Source organism: Geodermatophilus sp. TF02-6 (assembly GCF_003319115.1).
In the GTDB taxonomy this organism is placed as follows: Bacteria; Actinomycetota; Actinomycetes; order Mycobacteriales; family Geodermatophilaceae; genus Geodermatophilus.
The window spans coordinates 115,973-134,304 of the sequence record NZ_QOHF01000002.1 but is presented as its reverse complement, the minus strand read 5'-3'; the positions used below and the strand labels follow the sequence as shown (position 1 = coordinate 134,304).

Here is an 18,332-nt window from a genome sequence, read left to right as displayed (position 1 = left end):
CAAGCTCGGGATGAGCCTCGGGACGGGGCCAGCGGCGGGACCCTGCAAGGGGGCCAGGGTCCCGCCGCGAGCGTGCGAAGGGTGGGCAGGACGGGGTCCTTCAGCCGGTGTAGGGAGCGCCGAGCGGGTCGACCGTCTCGTAGCGGGTGACGGTGCGCGCGAGCCGGTCGGCCGCCCAGTCGCCGTCGCCGAGCAGGTGGTCGATCGCGGTGAGCCGGCTGGTGTGGTGGCCGACGGTGTACTCGGCGGTGACGCCGATGCCGCCGTGCAGCTGGATGGCCTCCTTGCCGATGTGCCGCCCGGCGCGGCTGGTCTGCAACCGGGCGCGGTCGGCCGCGGCGACGACGTCCCCGCCGGCGTCGGCGACCATGCTCGCCCACAGCGCGGTGCTGCGGGCCAGTTCCAGCGAGACGTACATGTCCGCGGCGCGGAAGGTCAGCGCCTGGAACCGGCTGAGGGTGACGCCGAACTGCCTGCGGGTCTTGAGGTACTCGGCGGTGGTCCGCAGCGCGGTGTCCATGACGCCGATCGCCTCGGCGGCGTAGGCGATCCGGGCGAGCGCCTGCGCCCGCTCGACGTCCGCCGTCCGGTCGCCGGCGTCCGCGCCGAGCACCTCGGCGGGGGTGCCGTCGAAGCGGACGTGCGCCGCCCGGCCGCCGTCGGAGGTGCGGTAGCCGGTGCGGGTCAGGCCCTCGGCGTCGCCGCGGACGAGGAACAGCGCCGTCCCGCCGTCGACGACGGCGGAGACCACCAGGACGTCGGCCCGAGCGCCGTTGGGGACGGGCTCCTTGGTCCCGGTCAACCGCCAGCCGTCGCCGTCCCTGTCGTTCGGTGACGGAGTGGCGGTGACGGCGGACGCCGACGGGCTCCACCGGGTGCCGGGCTCGGCGTGCGCGAACGCGGCGAGCGTCGTCCCCTCGGCGATGCCGGCCAGGACCTCGCTCTTCTGCTCGTCGGTGCCGACGGCGGCGACCAGCCCGCCGGCCAGCACGACCGCCTCGACGAACGGCTCGGGCGCGAGCACCCGGCCGATCTCCTCGGCCACGACCGCCACCTCGATCGGGCCGGCGCCCATGCCGCCGTGCTCCTCGGCGAAGGGCAGCCCGAGCAGGCCCATCTCGGCCATCCGGGCCCAGGTCTCCTCGTCGAACCCGGGGTCGGAGGCGGCGACCTTGCGGCGCTGCTCGCCGTCGCCGTAGGACCGCTCCAGCAGGCCGCGCACGGCCTCCCGGAGGTCGTTCTGCTCGCTGTCGAAGGTGAAGTCCACGGTTACCTCACAGCCCCAGGATCGTGCCGGCGATGATGGTGCGCTGCACCTCGTTGCTGCCTCCGTAGATGGAGACCTTGCGGTAGTTGAGGTACTCCGGCGTGGCCACCCGGGCCCACTCGGGGACCTCGGAGCCGCCGTCGGCGAACGAGGTGACCGAGAGCGGGCCGGCGATGTCGACGACCAGCTCGGTGGCGGCCTGCTGCAGCTCCGAGCCGCGCAGCTTGAGCACCGACGACGCCGGGTGCGGCCGGCCGTCGGCGGAGTGGGCGACCACGCGCAGCGCGGTGAGCTCCAGCGCGACCAGCTCGTTCTCCACCTCGGCGATGCGCGCGGCCATCCGCGGGTCCTCCGCCAGCGGGCGCCCCGCCACGGTGACCTCCTGGGCGTACCCCTTGGCCTGGGCCAGCAGCCGCTTGGTGAAGCCGATGCGCGCGATGCCCACCCGCTCGTTGCCGAGCAGGAACTTCGCGTAGTCCCAGCCGCGGTTCTCCTCGCCGACGAGGAACTCGCTCGGCACGCGCACGTCCTCGAAGAAGACCTCGTTGACCTCCCGGCTGCCGTCGATGAGCTCGATCGGGCGCAGCGTGACCCCGGGGGAGTCCATGGGGAAGACCAGCATCGAGATGCCGCGCTGTTTCTTCTCCGCGAGCGGGTCGGTGCGGACCAGGCAGAAGATCCAGTCGGCGTACTGGCCGAGCGTCGTCCAGGTCTTCTGGCCGTTGACCACCCAGTCGTCGCCGTCCCGGACGGCGGTGGTGCGCAGGGACGCCAGGTCGGAGCCGGCGTCGGGCTCGGAGAAGCCCTGGCACCACCAGATGTCGATGTTCGCCGTGGCGGGAAGGAACCGCTCCTTCTGCTCCTGGCTGCCGAAGGCCGCGAGCACCGGGCCGATCATGCTGGTGTTGAAGGCCAGCGGCTCGGGCACGCAGGCCAGCTGCATCTCCTCGCGCCAGATGTGCCGCTGCAGCGGCGTCCAGTCCCGGCCGCCCCACTCCACCGGCCAGTGCGGCACGGCCAGCCCGGCGGCGTTGAGGATGCGCTGGCTCCGGACGTAGTCGTCCCTGGACAGGTGCCGCCGGGCCGCGACCGTGTCGCGGATGTCCTGGGGTACCTCGGTGGTGAAGAACGTCCGCATCTCCTCCCGGAAGGCCGAAAGCTCCGGGGACAGCTGCAACCGCATCGGACCTCTCTCTCGACGGCTCCGTGGAGCGGCCGTCTCGCAGGTTGGGACCCCGACGATCCCACACTTGCTACCGGCCGGTAGATCTGCCCTCCCGGGCGTGCTCCGGCGTGCGCTGGGCACGGTCGGGGGCGTGTTCGACGTCGACTGGATGGGGCAGCTCACCCGGGACGTGCTGCGCGAGCGGCTGCCCGCCCTGATCGCCGAGGCCTGCGCGTGGAGCGTCGGCATCTCCGACCGGCCGCACGTGGAACGCCGCCGTGGCCGGCTGGTGGCGACCGGCGGCACCAACGGCGACCGGGTGGCCCGCGGACAGGCGCTGTCCGGCGAGGAGGACGGGCGGCTCGACCTCGGCGACGCCCGGCCGGGCAGCTTCCGCGACGTCCTCAACGCGGTGGACGCCGACGGGGTCGTGTACGCCGACCGGTTCGACCAGGAGGTGCTGGAACCGTTCGTGCTGGCCACCTGCGTGCTCGCCGCCGAGCGGGCCCGGGCCACCCGTCGCGCGGAGTGGGCCGAGCTGCTCGACGACCTGGGGGAGGACGGCCGCGACCTGGTCGGCGTGCTCCGCGCCGGGGAGTGGGAGGCGCCGCTGCGCACCGAGGCCGAGCACCTGGTGCTGGCCGCGCTGGCCGACGTCCCGCTGCTGGAGGTCGAGGCGGAGGGGCTGCCGCTGTCGCTGGTGCGGACGGCCGAGGCGCTGAACCGGGAGGCCGCACCGCCGCCGGCTCCGGCCGCTGCCGAGGACCCGGACGCGTCGGGCGCGGTCTTCCTCGCCCGGGCGGCGCTGTCGGCCGGGGGCCTGGAGCAGCCGGTGGCGCCGTCGGACGCCGACCGGCTGTTGCGCGCTCTGCTGGCCGAGGGGATCGAGCCCGAGGAGCTGCCCGGCGTGCTGCCGCACCTGCCGCTCGCACCGGGGACGGCGGAGGCCGTGCTGACCCTGCTCGACGCCGGCCGCTGAACCGCTCCTGCTCACCCGTCAGGGGGCACGATCGGTGCAACGGCGCGTGCCGAGCCCCGTGGGTCTGCCGGCCGGGACGCCGGCTCGCGCTGGTCGCCGTCGGCCGCCGCGCGTCAGCGGCCCGAGGACGCCGGTTCGGTCGTCGGCGCCGTCGGCGCTCGGGCCGGCAGCACCCAGGTGACGGCCGCGGTGAGCAGGCCGATGGCGCAGCCGATCAGCCCGATGACGGCGTAGCCGCCGGCGACCGGGTAGCCCGCACCGGGCGGGGTCGCCGCCTCGAGCACCGTGGCGGTCGTCGCGCTGCCGACCGCGAAGCCCACGTAGCGCAGCACCTGGTTGAGGCTCATGGCGCTGCCGGTCTCGCCGGCCGGCACCGCCGACACGACCAGCGCCGGCAGCGCCGCGAACGCGGCCCCGACCCCCAGGCCGGCGACCGTCATGACCACGCACAGCTGCCACAGGCCGCCGCCGGTGAGCGCGTACAGCGCGTGCGCCGCGGCGATGACGACCGCGCCGACCGGCACCACGGCGCGGATGCCGGCGCGGTCGGCCAGCAGCCGGGCCAGCCGGCCGGCCAGCACGCTGGCCACCGAGAAGGGCAGCAGCACCAGCCCGGCGACTCCGATCGACGCGCCCGCGCCGTAGCCGGTGGAGGTCGGCGTCTGGGCCAGCAGCGGGACCGACGAGAGGAGCAGGTAGTTGGCCAGCCCGACGAGCAGGGCCGCGCTGTGCGCGGTCCCCGCCGTCCGCCCGCGGGCCAGCCGGAGGTCCACCACGGGCGACGGCGTGCGCAGCGCCCAGGCCACCCAGGCGGCCAGGGCGGCGACGCACACCCCCGCCAGCAGGGCCAGCCGCGGTGAGGTCCAGCCGAGCACCTCGGCCTCGCTGAGCGCCAGCACGCCGGCGGCCAGGCCGGTGCCGAGCAGCAGGGCGCCGACGACGTCCAGCCGCCGGGCCGGCACCGCGGGGGAGGGCGGCAGCACGAGCGCGGCCGCGGCCAGGGCCGCGCCGCTGACCGCGGCGCCGGCCCAGAAGGCCGCGTGCACGCCGCCGGCTCCGGCGACCAGCCCGGCGAGCGGGTAGCCCACGCCGACGCCGGCGGCCACCATGATCGACAGGGCGGCCTGCGTCGCCCGGGCGCGCGGCCCGGGCAGCGCGTCGCGGGCGATCGCGATGGCCACCGGGGTCAGCCCCAGGCCGAGGCCCTGCAGGCCCCGCCCGGTGATCAGCCAGCCCAGGCCCAGCGGCAGGGCGGCCAGCACGCTGCCGGCGACCACCACTCCGAGCACGGTGAGGACGACGGCGCGCCGGCGCGGACCGTCGCCCAGCCGGCCCAGCACCGGCGTGGCGACCGCGCCGACGAGGAGGGTGACGGTCAGCGCCCACTGCGCGTCGGGCAGCGAGACGCCGTTCGCGGCGGCGATGGCCGGCACCAGCGGCGCACCCAGGCTGCTGATCGCGGCGACGACCACGCCCGTGGACAGCAGGACCGGGACCAGCGCCCGCGACGCCGTCCTCCGCCGCGGGGCAGCGGGTCCGGTCACCGGTCGAGCGGCAGGCCGGTGTAGTTCTCCGCCAGCTCGCGGGCGGCGGTGTCGGACGAGCAGATCCGGCGCAGCTGGGACAGCTGCAGCTCGGCGTCGAAGTCGTCCCCGGAGCGGTGCAGCATCGAGGTCATGAACCAGGAGAAGTGGGTGCACCGCCACACCCGGGCCAGCGCGCGGTCGGAGTAGGAGTCGACCAGGTCGGTCTCCTTCTCCTGCAGCAGCCGCACCAGCGCCTGCGCCAGCAGGGTGACGTCGGCGACGGCGAGGTTGAGGCCCTTGGCGCCGGTCGGCGGGACGATGTGCGCGGCGTCCCCGGCCAGGAACAGCCGGCCGCGGCGCATCGGGGTGCTGACGAACGAGCGCATCGGCAGGATCGACTTCTCGGTCACCGCGCCCCGGTTGACCGACCAGCCCTCGTGCGCGAACCGGGTCTCCAACCCGTCCCAGATCCGCTCGTCGGACCAGTCCTCGATCTGCTCGGCCGGGTCGACCTGCAGGTACAGCCGCGACACCGACGGCGAGCGCATCGAGTACAGCGCGAAGCCCTCGGGGTGCCAGGCGTAGATCAGCTCGTCGGTCGCGGGGGCGGCGTCGGCCAGGATGCCCAGCCACGCGTAGGGGTAGGTGCGCTCCCGCACCCGCCCGCCGGCGGCCTGCACCACCGGCCGGGAGACCCCGTGGAAGCCGTCGGTGCCGGCCACGGCGTCGCACTCGAGCACCTGCGGGGTGCCGGACGCGTCGGTGAAGCGGATCCGCGGGGCGTCGCCGTCGACGTCCTCGAGGCGCACGTCGGAGACGCAGAACAGCAGCGGCGGGCCGCCGTCCAGCTGGGCGGCGATGAGGTCCTTGGTGACCTCGGTCTGCCCGTAGACCCACACGGTGCGGCCGCACAGCGACGGGAAGTCGAGCTTGTGCCGGGTGCCGGGGTACTGCAGGTGGATGCCGGAGTGCTCCAGCCCCTCGCGCTGCAGCCGCATCCCCACGCCGGCGGCGGTCAGGGTGTCGACGGTGGACTGCTCGAGGATGCCGGCGCGGATGCGGGCCTCGACGTACTCCCGCGACCGGTTCTCCAGGACGACCGAGTCGATCCCCGCCAGGGCGAGCAGCCGCGACAGGAGCAGGCCGGCCGGGCCGGCGCCGATGATCCCCACCTGTGTGCGCACCAGCAGAGTGTGACCGCCGGTACGCGCGGCTGGGAACCGCCGGCTCCCGCTCAGCGGAAGGACCGGCCCCGCGACAGCTCCCGCCCGACCCCCCGCGCCGCCACCTCCAGCACCGGCACCAGCCGGGTCGGGTCGCGCCGGTGGCTCGGGACGACGATGCCCAGGGCGGCGACGACGGCGGGCCCCCCGGGTCGCTCCGCGCGGATCGGGACGGCGACCGACAGGGTCCCCAGCGACATCTCCTCGGCGGTGCGCGCGTACCCGCGCCGGCGGACCTCGCCCAGCTCCCGGCGCAGCCGCGCGGGTTCGACGACGGTGTGCCGGGTCTCCCGGGTCAGCGTGCGCAGGACGGCGTCCACCACGTCCTCGGGTGCCGCGGCGAGCAACACCTTGCCGACCCCGGTGGCGTGCAGCGGCAGCCGGCTGCCCACCTGGCTGACCACCGGCACCGACTCGCGGCCGGAGATCCGCTCGACGTAGAGCGCCGAGCGCCCGTCCCGGACGGCGAGGTGCACGGTGTCCCGGGTCGCCGTGTGCACGTCCAGCAGGAACGGGGCGGCCACCTGCCGCAGCTCGAGCTGGACCGGGGCGAGCAGGCCGAGGTCCCAGAGCTTGCGGCCGATCTCGTAGCGCCCGTCGGGCCGCCGGTGCAGCGCCCCCCAGGCGGTCAGCTCGCCCAGGAGGCGGTGGGCGGTCGACAGCGGCGTCCCGGAACGCAGGGCGATCTCCGACAGCGACAGCCGGGGGGAGGTGCTGTCGAACGAGTCGAGCACCGCCAGCGCACGCGCGGTGACCGACCGTCCGGACGTCGCGCTGCCACCGGCCACCGCCGAGCCTCCTGCTGCCCGGGGACGGACGGGCGGCGCGGATGCTAGACCGCGGGTGCTCGACCGCGGGTGCTCGACATGGCCTCCCGTCCAGCGGAAGTCGGTGCTTGGGAGGTCCGGGGGTCGGCCGTACGGTCGGGACATGACCGGGACCACATCCGGGAGCCGGCTGCACCTGCCGCGCTACCGCCGCGAGGACCCCTCCCTGCGCACCCCCGTCGGCTACCCCGACTACAAGAGCACCGGGCTGCGGGCGCCGCTGCGCACCCCGGTCGACCTGCCGCAGCGGCTCACCGAGGTCACCGGTCCCCTGCTGGGCGAGGACCGGGTCACCGCGCTCGACGCCGACCTCACCAAGCGCAACGGCGGCGAGGCCATGGGGCAGCGGATCATCGTCCACGGCCGGGTGCTCGACAGCGACGGCCGGCCGGTACCGCACACGCTGGTGGAGATGTGGCAGGCCAACGCGCACGGCCGCTACCGGCACGTGGTCGACAACTGGCCGGCCCCGCTGGACCCGCACTTCGACGGCCTGGGCCGGGTGATGACCGGCGACCAGGGCCGTTACGAGTTCCTGACCATCAAGCCGGGCGCCTACCCGTGGCGCAACCACCACAACGCGTGGCGGCCGGCCCACATCCACTTCTCGCTGTTCGGCCGCGCCTTCACCCAGCGGCTGATCACCCAGATGTACTTCCCGGACGACCCGCTGTTCTTCCAGGACCCCATCTTCAACGCGATCCCGGAGGGCGCCCGCACGGCGGCGATCAGCCGGTTCGACTACGACCGCACGGTCGACCACTGGGCCCTGGCCTTCGAGTTCGACTTCGTGCTCCGCGGCAGGGACCAGACCCCCTTCGAGACCGACGACGACGGAGACGTGGCGTGACGACGGCGAGCCAGACCGCGAGCCAGACCGCGAGCGCGGCGGTGAGCGTGCAGAACCCCGACCTGGTCCTGACCCCGAGCGCGACCGCCGGCCCCTACCTGGCCATCGGACTGACCTGGGACAACGGTCACGGCGTCGTGCCGGTCGGGACGCCCGGGGGCTTCTGGATCCGCGGCATCGTCTTCGACGGCCTCGACGAGCCGGTCGCCGACGCCCTGGTGGAGACCTGGCAGGCCGACCCGAACGGGCGCTTCGACCACCCCGACGACCCGCGCGGGGCGCAGGAGTACCCGGACCTCACCGGCTTCGGCCGCTCGCAGACGGTCAACGGCGGCGAGTTCTCCTTCTACACCCTCAAGCCCGGCCGAGTGCCCGACGGCGAGGGCGGCCTGCAGGCGCCGCACATCGACGTCTCGGTGTTCGCCCGCGGCCTGCTCAACCGGCTGGTCACGCGGATCTACTTCGAGGACGAGGCCGAGGCCAACGCCGAGGACGTCGTCCTGAACTCGGTGCCCGAGGAGCGGCGCAGGACGCTGCTCGCCCGGCGGACCGAGGACGGCTACCGCTTCGATCTCAACCTGCAGGGGGACCCGGAGACGGTCTTCTTCAGCCTGTGACCCTGTTCGACGGGATCTTCGCCCGCGGCGGGGCGGCGGCCGCCGTCTCCGACGACGCCTGGTTCCGGGCGCTGCTCGACGTGGAGGTCGCCCTCGCCCGGGCAGCCGCACGGACCGGGCTGGTGCCGCGGACCGCCGCCGACGCGGTCACCGCCGCCTGCGCCGACCCCGGGCGGCTCGGCCTCGCCACCGTGGCGGCCCGGGCCGCCGACGCGGGCAACCCGGTGCCGCCGCTCGTACGGGTGCTGCAGGACGCGGTGGGGGAGCGCGACGCCGGAGCCGTGCACGTCGGCGCCACCAGCCAGGACGTGCTCGACACCGCCCTGGTGCTGCTGGCCCGGGGTGCGGTCGGGGCGGTCGACGCCGACCTGGCCACGGCCGCCGAGACGGCGGCGGACCTGGCCCGCGCGCACCGGGACGACGTCGTCATGGGCCGCACCCTGATGCAGCAGGCGCTGCCCACCACCTTCGGGCTCAAGGCCGCGACCTGGCTGGCCGGCCTGGACGGCGCCCGGCTGCGGCTGGCCGAGGTGGTCGCCTCCCTGCCGGTGCAGTACGGCGGCGCGGTGGGCACCCTGGCCGCGTCGTCCGGCCGCGGGGTCGCGGTGCGGGCCGCGCTGGCCGAGGAGCTGGGCCTGGCCACCACCGCCGTCCCGTGGCACACCGTGCGGCTGCCGGTCGCCGACCTGGCCGGGGCCCTGGGCGCCGCCGCCGGGGCGGTCGCCACCGTCGCGGTCGACGTCGTGCTGCTGGCCCAGTCCGAGGTGGCCGAGGTCGCCGAGGTCACCGAGGGCCGGGGCGGGAGCTCGGCGATGCCGCACAAGCGCAACCCGGTCGCGGCGATCTGCGCCCGCGCCTGCGCCCGGCGCGCACCCGGCCTGGTCGCCACCCTGCTCGCCGCGATGGAGCAGGAGCACGAGCGGGCCGCCGGGGCCTGGCACAGCGAGTGGCCCACGCTCACCGAGCTGCTCGCCACCGTCGGGTCGGCGGCGTCCTGGCTGGCCGAGAGCCTCTCCGGGCTGCGGCCCGACGTCGACCGCATGGCCGCGACCGCCGCCGCGGCCGACGAGGGTCCGCTGGCCGGCGCGCTCGCCGACGCGCTGACCCCCGGGACGGGCCGGGCAGCCGCCCACGACGCCGCGGCCGCCGCCGTCCGCGCGGCCCGCGACGCCGGCCGCCCGCTCGCCGAGCTGGTCGCCGCGCGCACCGACGTCGACCCGCGGGCCGTGCTGGCCGCCGCGCAGCCCGACACCGGCGAGGCCGGCGCCCAGGTCGACGCCGCCCTCGCCGAGCACGCCCGACTGACCGGAGGGGACACATGACCGCCGTCGAGGTCTCGTACACCGAGGACGGGCCGGGCGACGCGCCGGTCGTCGTCCTCTCCAACTCCCTCGGGGCCACCCGCCGCATGTGGGACCCCCAGGTGCCGGCCCTGGCCGAGCGCTACCGCGTGGTCACCTACGACACCCGCGGCCACGGGGACTCGCCGGCGCCCGAGGGGCCCTACACCCTCGACGACCTGGCCGACGACGTCGTCGCGCTGCTGGACCGGCTCGGCGTGCGGCGCGCGCACGTCGTCGGGCTGTCCCTGGGCGGGATGACCGCGATGCGGCTGGCCGCGCGCGAGCCCGACCGGGTCGACCGGCTCGCCGTCCTGTGCACCTCGGCGAAGACCGAGCCGCAGGGGTTCCTCGACCGGGCGGCCGCCGCCCGGTCCGACGGCACCGCCTCCATCGCGCCGGCCGTGGTGAGCCGCTGGCTGACGCCGCGGTACGCGGCCGAGCACCCCGACCTGGTGGCCCGGCTGGAGGCGATGGTCGCCGACGCGGACGACGAGGGCTACGCCTCCTGCGCCGAGGTGGTCGCGCACCTGGACCTGCGGGACGACCTCGGCCGCATCGCCGCGCCGACGCTGGTCGTCTCCGGGGCCGAGGACCCCGCGCTGCCCCCGGACCACCAGGAGGCGATCGCCGAGGGGATCGCCGGCGCCGAGCTGGTGTCGGTCAGCCCCGGCGCCCACCTGGCCAACCTCGAGTCGCCGCTGGAGGTCACCGGCGCGCTGCTCGCCCACCTCGACGAGGCAGGACCCGGCCGCATCGACACAGCGGCAGGTGACCACGCGTGACCGGGCCGGCCGACGACCAGGCCACCGACGACCAGGCCACCGACGACCAGGCCACCGACGACCAGGCCACCGACGACCAGGCGCGCCGCGAGGCCGGCATGCGCACCCGCCGGGAGGTGCTCGGCGACGCCTGGGTCGACCGCGCGGTGGCGAACACGACCCCGTTCACCGCGGACTTCCAGGACTTCATCACCCGGGTCGCCTGGGGCGACGTCTGGCAGCGACCCGGCCTGTCCCGCCGCGACCGCAGCCTGATGACCCTGTCGATCACCATCGCGCTGCGGCACTGGGACGAGTTCGCCCTCCACGTGCGCGCGGCGAAGAACAACGGCCTGACCGACGAGGAGATCGCCGAGGTGCTCCAGCACGCCGCCGTGTACGCCGGCGTGCCCGCGGCCAACCACGCCTTCAAGGTGGCCGGGCCGATCCTCGACGAGCTGCGCACAGGTGGCTCACAGGCCTGACCGACGCGCAGCGGAGTCCCACGGTGCAGGTTTCCCGTACTCCTGCACTCCACCACCACCGAGGAGAGAGATGGCACTGCTGGACGACGGCGCGTGGCAGGGCAAGGTCTGGACCGGGGCCTGGACCGACGGGTCGGGCGGCACCTACGACGCGGTGGAGCCGGCGACCGGCGACGTCATCGCCCCCGTGGGCCGCGCGACGCCGGAGGACGTGTCCGCCGCCGCCGAGCGGGCGGTGGAGGCCCAGCGGGCGTGGGCCGCGCTGCCGTTCGAGGAGCGCGCCCGGGTGCTGCGCCGCGCCGGCGAGGTGCTCGAGGCCAACGCCGAGGAGATCAGGGGCTGGCTGGCCAGGGAGTCCGGCGCGATCGGCCCGTTCGGCGACTTCCAGGTGCACACCAGCGCGGCCGAGTGCTACGAGGCCGCCGCGCTGCCGTCCCTGCCGTACGGGGAGCTGCTGCGCACGTCCGCGCCGCGGCTGTCGTTCGCCCGGCGGGTGCCGGCCGGCGTGGTGGGCGTGATCGCGCCGTTCAACGTGCCGACCATCCTGGCCATCCGCGCGGTCGCCCCGGCGTTGGCGCTGGGCAACGCGGTGGTCCTCAAGCCCGACCCACGCACCGCGATCTCCGGCGGAGCGGTCTTCGCCCGCGTCTTCGCCGAGGCCGGGCTGCCGGCCGGCGTGCTGCAGGTGCTGCCCGGCGGGGTCGACGTCGGCGAGGCGCTGGTGACCGCGCCGCCGGTGCGGGTGATCGCGTTCACCGGGTCGACCAGGGCCGGGCGCGCGGTCGGCGCCCTGGCCGGCCAGCACCTCAAGCGGGCGCACCTGGAGCTGGGCGGCAACTCCGCGCTGATCGTGCTGCCCGACGTGGACGTGACCGCCGCGGCCTCGGTCGGCGCGTTCGGCACGTTCTCCCACTCCGGGCAGATCTGCATGGCGACCTCGCGGCACCTGGTGCACGAGTCGATCGCCGAGGAGTACACCGCCGTCCTCACCGAGAAGGTGGGCGAGCTGCCGGTGGGCGACCCGTTCCGCGAGCAGGTCGCGCTCGGCCCGCTGATCGACGCGACCCAGCGCGACCGGGTGCACGGCCTGGTCACCGCCAGCGTCGAGGGCGGGGCGACGGTGCGCACCGGCGGCACCTACGAGGGCCTGTTCTACCGGCCCACCGTGCTCGCCGACGTGCCGGTCGAGGCCCCGGCCTACCGCGAGGAGGTCTTCGGCCCGGTCGCCCCGGTCACCCCGTTCTCCTCCCTCGACGAGGTCGTGCAGCTGGCCACGGGCACCGAGTACGGCCTGTCGCTGGGCATCCTCACCCGCGACGTCTACGCCGGCCTGCAGCTGGCCGAGCGGATCCCCTCGGGGCTGGTGCACATCAACGACCAGACGGTCAACGACGAGGCGGTGGCCCCCTTCGGCGGGGTGGGGGCGTCGGGCACCGGCTCCCGGCACGGCGGCCCGCAGGCCAACGTCGAGGCGTTCACCGAGACCCAGTGGGTGACGCTGCGCGGCGACCTGCCCGTCTACCCCTTCTGACGGTGTCAGCGGCGCAAGCGCAGGGTCTGGCCCGGGCGCAGCTGGCCGCAGCGGTCGACGTCGTCGTCGGCGACGTAGCCGATGACCGGGTAGCCGCCGGTGACCGGGGTGTCGGCGAGGACGAGCACCGGCTGTCCGGACGGCGGCACCTGCAGCGCGCCGCGCACCATCCCCTCGCTGGCCAGCTCCCCGGCCCGGACCCGCTGCAGGCCGACGCCGGCCAGCCGCAGCCCGATCCGGTTGCTCTCGGCGGTGACCGTCCACGGGGTACCGGTCAGCGCGGCCGCGGCGTCCGGGGTGAACCAGTCGGCGCGCGGTCCGGGCAGCACCCGCACGGTGACCTCGCCGCCGGGCGGGTCGGCGACCGGGACGAGGTCGACCCCCGGCATCGGCCCGGCGGCCGCGCCGACCGGCAGCACGTCCCCGGGACGCAGCACCGGCGGGCCGAGTCCGGAGAGCAGGTCGGTCGAACGCGAGCCGAGCACCGGTGCGACGGCGATGCCCCCGCGGACGGCGACGTAGGTGCGCAAGCCCGTGTCCGGCACGCCCAGCGCCAGCCGCGCGCCCGCGGCCAGCCGCACCGGGGCGTGGTGCGCCGGCGACCCCGGTCCGCGCGCCCCCGTGGTGGCCACGACCAGGTCGGCGTCGGCCCGCAGCACCAGCCCGCCCAGGGTGGCCTCGAGCACCGCCGCGTCCGGGTCGTTGCCGACGAGCCGGTTGGCCAGCCGGGCGGCGGCCCGGTCGCAGGCGCCCGAGCGGCCGACGCCGAGTGCCCCCAGCCCGGGGCGGCCGGCGTCCTGGACCGTGGTGAGCGGCCCGGCCGCCAGCACGGTGAGCGTGCGGCTCACGACGCGTCCACGAACCGCACCCGCACACCGGGTCGCAGCAGCGCCGCCGGGTCGCGGGAGAGGTCGAACACGGCGACGTCGGTGCGGCCGACCAGCTGCCAGCCGCCCGGCGACTCCCGCGGGTAGACGCCGCTGAACGGCCCGGCCAGGCCGACCGCCCCGGCCGGCACCCGGGTCCGCGGCGTCCGGCGGCGGGGGACGTCCCACGGCTCGCCGTCGGGGGTCAGGTAGCCGAAGCCGGGCGCGAAGCCGCAGAAGGCCACCGTCCACGCGGTCGCGGTGTGCCGCCGCACCACCTCGGCCGGCTCCACCCCGAGGGCGGCCGCGACGTCGGCGAGGTCCGCGCCGTCGTAGACCACCGGCAGCTCGACCCGCTCGCCGGGACCGCCGCGACCGGGCCGCGGCCGGGCCCGCCGCACCGCCTGCTCGACCGCGGCGGGCGAGGTCAGCGCCGGGTCGAGCACCAGCAGCACGGTCCGCGCCGCCGGGACGACGTCCACCACGCCGTCCACCGGCTCCTCGGTCAGCGCCGCGTACAGGCCGAGGACCTCCTCGAGGCCGTCGAGCTCGACCAGCAGCGCGGCCGACCCGCTGGGCAGGACCCGCATCAGGCGGCGAACGGGGCGAGGGCGACCCCGGCCCGGGTGAGCGCCGCCCGCACCCGCCGGGCGATCGCCACCGCGCCGGGGGTGTCGCCGTGCACGCACACCGACTCCGGCGCCAGTCGCAGCGAGCCGCCGTCGACGTCGCGGATCGGCTCCCCGGTGGCCATGGCGACGCAGCGGCGGGCGATCCGGTCGGGGTCGTGCAGCACCGCGCCGGGGCAGCGGCGGGGGACCAGCGTGCCCTCGGGGGTGTAGGCCCGGTCGGCGAACGCCTCGGCGACGACGGTCAGGCCGGCGTCGGCCGCCCGCCGCAGCCACGCCGACCCGGGCAGGCCCAGCACCGGCAGGGTGCGGTCGTACTCGACGACGGCGCGCACCACCGCGGCCGCCTGCTGCTCGTGCGCTCCGATCGCGTTGTAGAGCGCGCCGTGCGGCTTGACGTAGCGCACCCGGGAGCCGGCGACCCGGGCGAAGGCCTCCAGCGCGCCGAGCTGGTAGAGGACGTCGGCGGTCAGCTCGTCGGGCGCCACGTCGACGAACCGGCGGCCGAAGCCGGCCAGGTCGCGGTAGGAGACCTGGGCGCCGATCACCACCCCGGCCGCGGTGGCCCCGGCGCACACCCGGCGCATGATCGAGGGGTCGCCGGCGTGGAAGCCGCAGGCGACGTTGGCGCTGGTGATCACGCCGAGCAGCGCGTCGTCGTCCCCCAGCTGCCACTGGCCGAAGCCCTCGCCGAGGTCGGCGTTGAGGTCCACCCGGTCATGATGGGCCGCCCGGGCGGACGACGTCGTAGCGCACGCACACGAACTCGCCGTTGACCGCCTCCTCCGTGCGCGCCAGCTCGACCCGGCGGGGCAGCAGCGGTGCTCCGCCGCCGAGGGTGACCGGCGCGATGGAGACGACGACCTCGTCGAGCAGGCCGCCGTCGGCGAACTGGCCGGCGAGGTCGCCGCCGCCGACGACCCACACGTCGCGGTCCCCGGCGGCCGCGACCAGCTGCGCGTGCACCCCGGCGACGGCGTGGGGGGTGTCGGCCGCGGTGAACCGGATGTCCGCGCCGGGGTACCCGGTCAGCTCCCGGTGGGTGAACACCCACGTGGGCGCGGTGTAGGGCCATGCGTCCCGCTCGCCGTGCTCCTGCACCCACAGGTAGGTGGTGGCGCCCATCGCCAGCGCGCCGACCCGCTTCTCGAACGCCTCGTAGCCCATCGGGCCGGCGGGGTCCGACCGGCGGGAGAGCAGCCAGTCCAGCGAGTGGTCCTCGGTGGCGATGAAGCCGTCGAGGCTGGTCGCGGTGTAGTAGACGGTGCGGGTCACGGGTTCCTCCCTGTCATCGGTCCCCCTGTCATCGGTCCCTCTGTCATCGGTCTCTGCGGGTCAGCCAGTCGATCGGGTCCCCGGTGTCGACGGCCAGGCCGGCGTCCCGGAGCAGGTGGCGCGCCAGCAGTCGCCGGTGCGCGGAGAACGTGAGGACGTGCGCCACGACGCTGCCGAGGACGAACGTCTGCGGCGGCTCGCACAGCGCGTCGACCAGCCGGTCGCCCCAGGCGCCGCGGCGGTCGACGTCCCGCACGGCGGCCAGCCAGCGCGGCGCCACCGCGTCGTGCCGGTCCAGCAGGGCGACCGGGTCGTCGGCGCCACGAGCAGGGGAAGCGGCGCCCTCGATCGAGGCCACCCACACCTCCTTGGTCCACACCAGCGTGTCGAGGACGGCGGCCACCGACTCCTCCGGGCCGTCCCACGGCAGCACCGACCACCCGGGCACCCGGGTGCGGCGGTACTCGCCGTCCGGCAGCTGCCCGGCGGTCTCGAGCAGCGCGCGGGTGTCCTCGACGTCGTGGTGGACCAGCAGCGCGGTGACCTCGTCGGTGCCGCCGCGGCCGGCCTCCGCGGCGACCCACAGCGAGGTCGGCGGGTGGAAGTGGATGCCGTTGGGCGCCGGCAGCCAGTGCTCGTCGCGGGTGCGCCGGCAGCGGTCGTCCGCCGTCCCGGGAGAGCGGCCGTAGGCGCGGGCGAACGCCCGGGCGAACCCCTCGACCGACTCGTACCCGGCGGCGAAGGCGACCTCCGTGACGCTCGCCCCCGAGGACAGCTGCCACGCCGCCCGCTCCAGCAGCACCCGGCGGCGCAGCGCCACCGGCGGCTCCCCGGCGCCCCGGCCGACCTGCCGGGTGAAGTGCCAGGGGCTGGCGTGGGCGTCGCCGGCCATGTCGGTGAGCGTGCGGTTGTCCTCGTCGAGGACGGCGTCGATCAACTCGCGGAGGCGGTCCCGTCCGGGCAGGGGGTCGTCGGCCACGGAGCGATCCTGGCCGGGGACGGCGCCGCGGCGCCCGACCGTTCTTGCCCTGCTGTCCGCTCGCCGTGGGCGGGGTGTCGGGTCAGCATGGACCGCATGGCGTCCCCGGCCGAGCACCGCGCCCGGTACCGGGCCGGGCTGGCGGTGCCGACGTCCGGCGCGGCGCCCGGGTACGCCCAGGCCAACCTGGTCGTCGTCCCGCAGGACTGGGCGTTCGACGTGCTGCTGTTCGCCCAGCGCAACCCCCAGCCGGTGCCGCTGCTCGACGTCACCGACACCGGGTCCCACCGCACGGCGCTGGCGCCCGACGCCGACCTGCGCACCGACCTGCCGCGCTACCGGGTGTGGCGCGACGGGGACCTGGTGGACGAGCCGACCGAGGTCACCGACCTGTGGGCCGACGACCTGGTCGCCTTCCTCGTCGGCTGCAGCTTCACCTTCGAGGCGGCGCTGCTGGCGGGCGGCGTGCCGGTCCGCAACGTCGAGCAGGGACGCAACGTGGCGATGTACCGCACCAACCGGCCCTGCCGCCCGGCCGGCCGGCTGTCCGGGCCGCTGGTGGTGTCGATGCGGCCGGTCCCCGGCGAGCTGGTGACCACCGCCGTGCAGGTCACCGGCCGGATGCCGCAGGTGCACGGCGCGCCGGTGCACGTGGGCGCGCCGGCGTCCCTCGGCATCGCCGACCTCGACCGGCCCGACTTCGGGGACCCGGTCGAGCCCGCCGACGGCGACGTCCCGGTGTTCTGGGCCTGCGGCGTGACCCCGCAGGCGGCGCTCGCCGCCTCCCGGCCGCCGTTCGCCATCACCCACGCGCCGGGCCACATGCTCGTCACCGACGTCCCCGACAGCGCCTACCGCCGCCCCTGAGCCCCCCGAGGAGACCACCGTGCAGATCACCGCCGCCGTCGTCGAGGAGCGTCACGGACCGTTCGTCGTCCGGGACGTCGAGATCGACGACCCCGGGCCCGGCGACGTCCTGGTCCGGGTGGCCGCGACCGGCTTCTGCCACACCGACGGCATCGCCCGCGACGGCGACCTGCCCTTCCCGTTGCCCGGCGTGCTCGGGCACGAGGGCGCCGGCACCGTCGTCGCCGTGGGGGAGGGCGTGACCGGCGTCCGCGAGGGCCAGGACGTCGTCCTCGGCTGGCCCTGGTGCGGCTCCTGCGACAACTGCCTGGCCGGCCAGCCCCGCTACTGCCTGCGGCTGGGCGAGCTGATCGGCGCCGGGCACCGGCCGGGCGGCCCCTCGGCGCTGCGCACGACCGACGGCGCCCCGCTGGCCAGCCACTTCTTCGGCCAGTCCTCCTTCGCCACCTACGCGATGGCGACCGCCTCCTCGCTGGTGCCCGTCCCCGAGGGCCTGCCGGTGGAGCTCATGGGGCCGCTGGCCTGCGGCCTGGCCACCGGCGCCGGCGCGGTGTTCAACACCCTGCGCCCCGAGCCGGGCAGCTCGATCGTGGTCTACGGCGCCGGCACGGTCGGCCTGGCCGCGGTCATGGCCGCCCGCAACTCCGCGGCCACCCGGATCATCGCCGTCGACCGGCACGCCGGCCGGCTGCGGGTGGCCACCGACCTGGGCGCCACCGACACCGTCGACGCCACCGACACCGACCCGGTGCAGGCGGTCACCGACATCTGCGGCGGGCCCGCCGACGCGGCGCTGGACTGCACCGGGGTCGTCTCCGTCCTCCGCCAGGCCATCGACTCGGTCGGCATGCTGGGGACGGCGGTGCTCATCGGCGGCGCCCCCGCCGGCGCGGAGTTCAGCGCCGACCACATGAGCACCCTGTGGGGCAAACGGATCGTGGGCACCCTCGGCGGCAGCGGCCGCGGCCAGGTGCTCATCTCCTCCCTCATGGACCTCTTCGCCCAGGGCCGGTTCCCCTTCGACCGGCTGGTCGAGTACTTCCCCCTCGAGCACGTGCAGGACGCCGTCGAGGCCTCCTACAGCGGCGCCGTGGTCAAGCCGGTCCTGCGCATGCCGCATTGACCCGCGCGGCGGCTCGCAC

At 76.1% G+C, this 18,332-nt stretch carries 19 protein-coding genes; 9 read left to right on the top strand and 10 right to left on the bottom strand.

Annotated elements, in window-relative coordinates:
* Positions 1 to 100 precede the first annotated feature (100 nt).
* Both DQ238_RS02670 and DQ238_RS02665 read right to left on the bottom strand, forming a co-directional pair.
* Entirely contained in the window at positions 101 to 1,267 is a 1,167-nt protein-coding gene (locus DQ238_RS02670; protein ID WP_113779761.1) for an acyl-CoA dehydrogenase family protein, read from the bottom strand.
* A 7-nt stretch (positions 1,268 to 1,274) separates the two neighbouring features.
* Entirely contained in the window at positions 1,275 to 2,450 is a 1,176-nt protein-coding gene (locus DQ238_RS02665; protein WP_113779760.1) for an acyl-CoA dehydrogenase family protein, read from the bottom strand.
* A gap of 133 nt (positions 2,451 to 2,583) precedes the next feature.
* On the opposite strand from DQ238_RS02665, the gene DQ238_RS02660 reads away from it, so the two are divergent.
* Entirely contained in the window at positions 2,584 to 3,411 is an 828-nt protein-coding gene (locus DQ238_RS02660; protein ID WP_113779759.1) for a hypothetical protein, read from the top strand.
* A gap of 113 nt (positions 3,412 to 3,524) precedes the next feature.
* Here the strand turns inward: DQ238_RS02660 and DQ238_RS02655 are convergent, their stop codons facing one another.
* Genes DQ238_RS02655 through DQ238_RS02645 form a run of 3 tightly spaced genes read right to left on the bottom strand, consistent with a single transcriptional unit; the run spans position 3,525 to position 6,948 of the window.
* Complete coding sequence (locus DQ238_RS02655; protein WP_113779758.1) at positions 3,525 to 4,955, bottom strand: MFS transporter; 1,431 nt, start codon at positions 4,953 to 4,955, stop codon at positions 3,525 to 3,527.
* Positions 4,952 to 6,121, bottom strand: coding sequence for a 4-hydroxybenzoate 3-monooxygenase (locus DQ238_RS02650; RefSeq protein ID WP_113779757.1), 1,170 nt, complete (start codon positions 6,119 to 6,121; stop codon positions 4,952 to 4,954). Before DQ238_RS02650 ends, DQ238_RS02655 begins: the two co-directional genes overlap by 4 nt.
* 50 nt (positions 6,122 to 6,171) lie before the next feature.
* On the bottom strand, positions 6,172 to 6,948 hold the full coding sequence (locus DQ238_RS02645; protein ID WP_113779756.1) for an IclR family transcriptional regulator: 777 nt from the start codon (positions 6,946 to 6,948) through the stop codon (positions 6,172 to 6,174).
* Between the two features lie 142 nt (positions 6,949 to 7,090).
* Between DQ238_RS02645 and pcaH the strand changes: the two genes are divergently transcribed.
* The 6 genes from pcaH (at position 7,091) to DQ238_RS02615 (ending at position 12,574) form a co-directional block, all read left to right on the top strand.
* Entirely contained in the window at positions 7,091 to 7,837 is a 747-nt protein-coding gene (gene pcaH / locus DQ238_RS02640) for a protocatechuate 3,4-dioxygenase subunit beta (protein ID WP_113779755.1), read from the top strand.
* Positions 7,834 to 8,454, top strand: a complete 621-nt coding sequence (gene pcaG, locus DQ238_RS02635) for a protocatechuate 3,4-dioxygenase subunit alpha (protein WP_233495654.1) — start codon at positions 7,834 to 7,836, stop codon at positions 8,452 to 8,454. The genes pcaH and pcaG overlap by 4 nt, the downstream gene beginning before the upstream one ends.
* Positions 8,451 to 9,776 carry a 3-carboxy-cis,cis-muconate cycloisomerase gene (pcaB, locus tag DQ238_RS02630; protein ID WP_113779754.1) on the top strand — a complete coding sequence of 442 codons (1,326 nt, stop codon included), beginning with the start codon at positions 8,451 to 8,453 and terminating at the stop codon, positions 9,774 to 9,776. Before pcaG ends, pcaB begins: the two co-directional genes overlap by 4 nt.
* The gene (pcaD, locus tag DQ238_RS02625) at positions 9,773 to 10,579 is read left to right on the top strand and encodes a 3-oxoadipate enol-lactonase (RefSeq protein ID WP_113779753.1); all 807 of its coding nucleotides are present in this window, start codon (positions 9,773 to 9,775) and stop codon (positions 10,577 to 10,579) included. The genes pcaB and pcaD overlap by 4 nt, the downstream gene beginning before the upstream one ends.
* Complete coding sequence (pcaC, locus tag DQ238_RS02620) at positions 10,576 to 11,043, top strand: 4-carboxymuconolactone decarboxylase (protein ID WP_233495653.1); 468 nt, start codon at positions 10,576 to 10,578, stop codon at positions 11,041 to 11,043. The genes pcaD and pcaC overlap by 4 nt, the downstream gene beginning before the upstream one ends.
* 70 nt (positions 11,044 to 11,113) lie before the next feature.
* The gene (locus tag DQ238_RS02615; RefSeq protein ID WP_113779752.1) at positions 11,114 to 12,574 is read left to right on the top strand and encodes a benzaldehyde dehydrogenase; all 1,461 of its coding nucleotides are present in this window, start codon (positions 11,114 to 11,116) and stop codon (positions 12,572 to 12,574) included.
* A 5-nt stretch (positions 12,575 to 12,579) separates the two neighbouring features.
* Here DQ238_RS02615 and DQ238_RS02610 read toward each other — a convergent pair whose 3' ends face one another.
* Genes DQ238_RS02610 through DQ238_RS02590 form a run of 5 tightly spaced genes read right to left on the bottom strand, consistent with a single transcriptional unit; the run spans position 12,580 to position 16,323 of the window.
* A complete protein-coding gene (locus DQ238_RS02610; protein WP_113779751.1) occupies positions 12,580 to 13,422 on the bottom strand; it encodes a biotin-dependent carboxyltransferase family protein in 843 nt (280 codons plus the stop codon).
* A complete protein-coding gene (locus DQ238_RS02605; protein ID WP_113779750.1) occupies positions 13,419 to 14,030 on the bottom strand; it encodes an allophanate hydrolase subunit 1 in 612 nt (203 codons plus the stop codon). Before DQ238_RS02605 ends, DQ238_RS02610 begins: the two co-directional genes overlap by 4 nt.
* Entirely contained in the window at positions 14,030 to 14,782 is a 753-nt protein-coding gene (locus DQ238_RS02600) for a LamB/YcsF family protein (RefSeq protein WP_113779749.1), read from the bottom strand. The genes DQ238_RS02605 and DQ238_RS02600 overlap by 1 nt, the downstream gene beginning before the upstream one ends.
* A 4-nt stretch (positions 14,783 to 14,786) precedes the next feature.
* On the bottom strand, positions 14,787 to 15,344 hold the full coding sequence (locus tag DQ238_RS02595) for a dihydrofolate reductase family protein (protein ID WP_113779748.1): 558 nt from the start codon (positions 15,342 to 15,344) through the stop codon (positions 14,787 to 14,789).
* A gap of 43 nt (positions 15,345 to 15,387) precedes the next feature.
* A complete protein-coding gene (locus DQ238_RS02590; protein WP_113779747.1) occupies positions 15,388 to 16,323 on the bottom strand; it encodes a helix-turn-helix domain-containing protein in 936 nt (311 codons plus the stop codon).
* A gap of 96 nt (positions 16,324 to 16,419) precedes the next feature.
* Here DQ238_RS02590 and DQ238_RS02585 point away from each other — a divergent pair, with 96 nt between their 5' ends.
* Both DQ238_RS02585 and DQ238_RS02580 read left to right on the top strand, forming a co-directional pair.
* Entirely contained in the window at positions 16,420 to 17,190 is a 771-nt protein-coding gene (locus tag DQ238_RS02585) for a putative hydro-lyase (RefSeq protein WP_113779898.1), read from the top strand.
* 19 nt (positions 17,191 to 17,209) lie between these two features.
* Complete coding sequence (locus tag DQ238_RS02580) at positions 17,210 to 18,313, top strand: NAD(P)-dependent alcohol dehydrogenase (RefSeq protein WP_113779746.1); 1,104 nt, start codon at positions 17,210 to 17,212, stop codon at positions 18,311 to 18,313.
* Positions 18,314 to 18,332: the final 19 nt, after the last annotated feature.

Bases quoted from the DNA above. Each gene is read 5' to 3' on its own strand.
- DQ238_RS02665 (WP_113779760.1), bottom strand. From the start codon at position 2,450: ATGCGGTTGCAGCTGTCCCCGGAGCTTTCGGCCTTCCGGGAGGAGATG.
- pcaH (WP_113779755.1), top strand. From the start codon at position 7,091: ATGACCGGGACCACATCCGGGAGCCGGCTGCACCTGCCGCGCTACCGC.
- pcaD (WP_113779753.1), top strand. From the start codon at position 9,773: ATGACCGCCGTCGAGGTCTCGTACACCGAGGACGGGCCGGGCGACGCG.
- DQ238_RS02615 (WP_113779752.1), top strand. From the start codon at position 11,114: ATGGCACTGCTGGACGACGGCGCGTGGCAGGGCAAGGTCTGGACCGGG.
- DQ238_RS02605 (WP_113779750.1), bottom strand. From the start codon at position 14,030: ATGCGGGTCCTGCCCAGCGGGTCGGCCGCGCTGCTGGTCGAGCTCGAC.
- DQ238_RS02585 (WP_113779898.1), top strand. From the start codon at position 16,420: ATGGCGTCCCCGGCCGAGCACCGCGCCCGGTACCGGGCCGGGCTGGCG.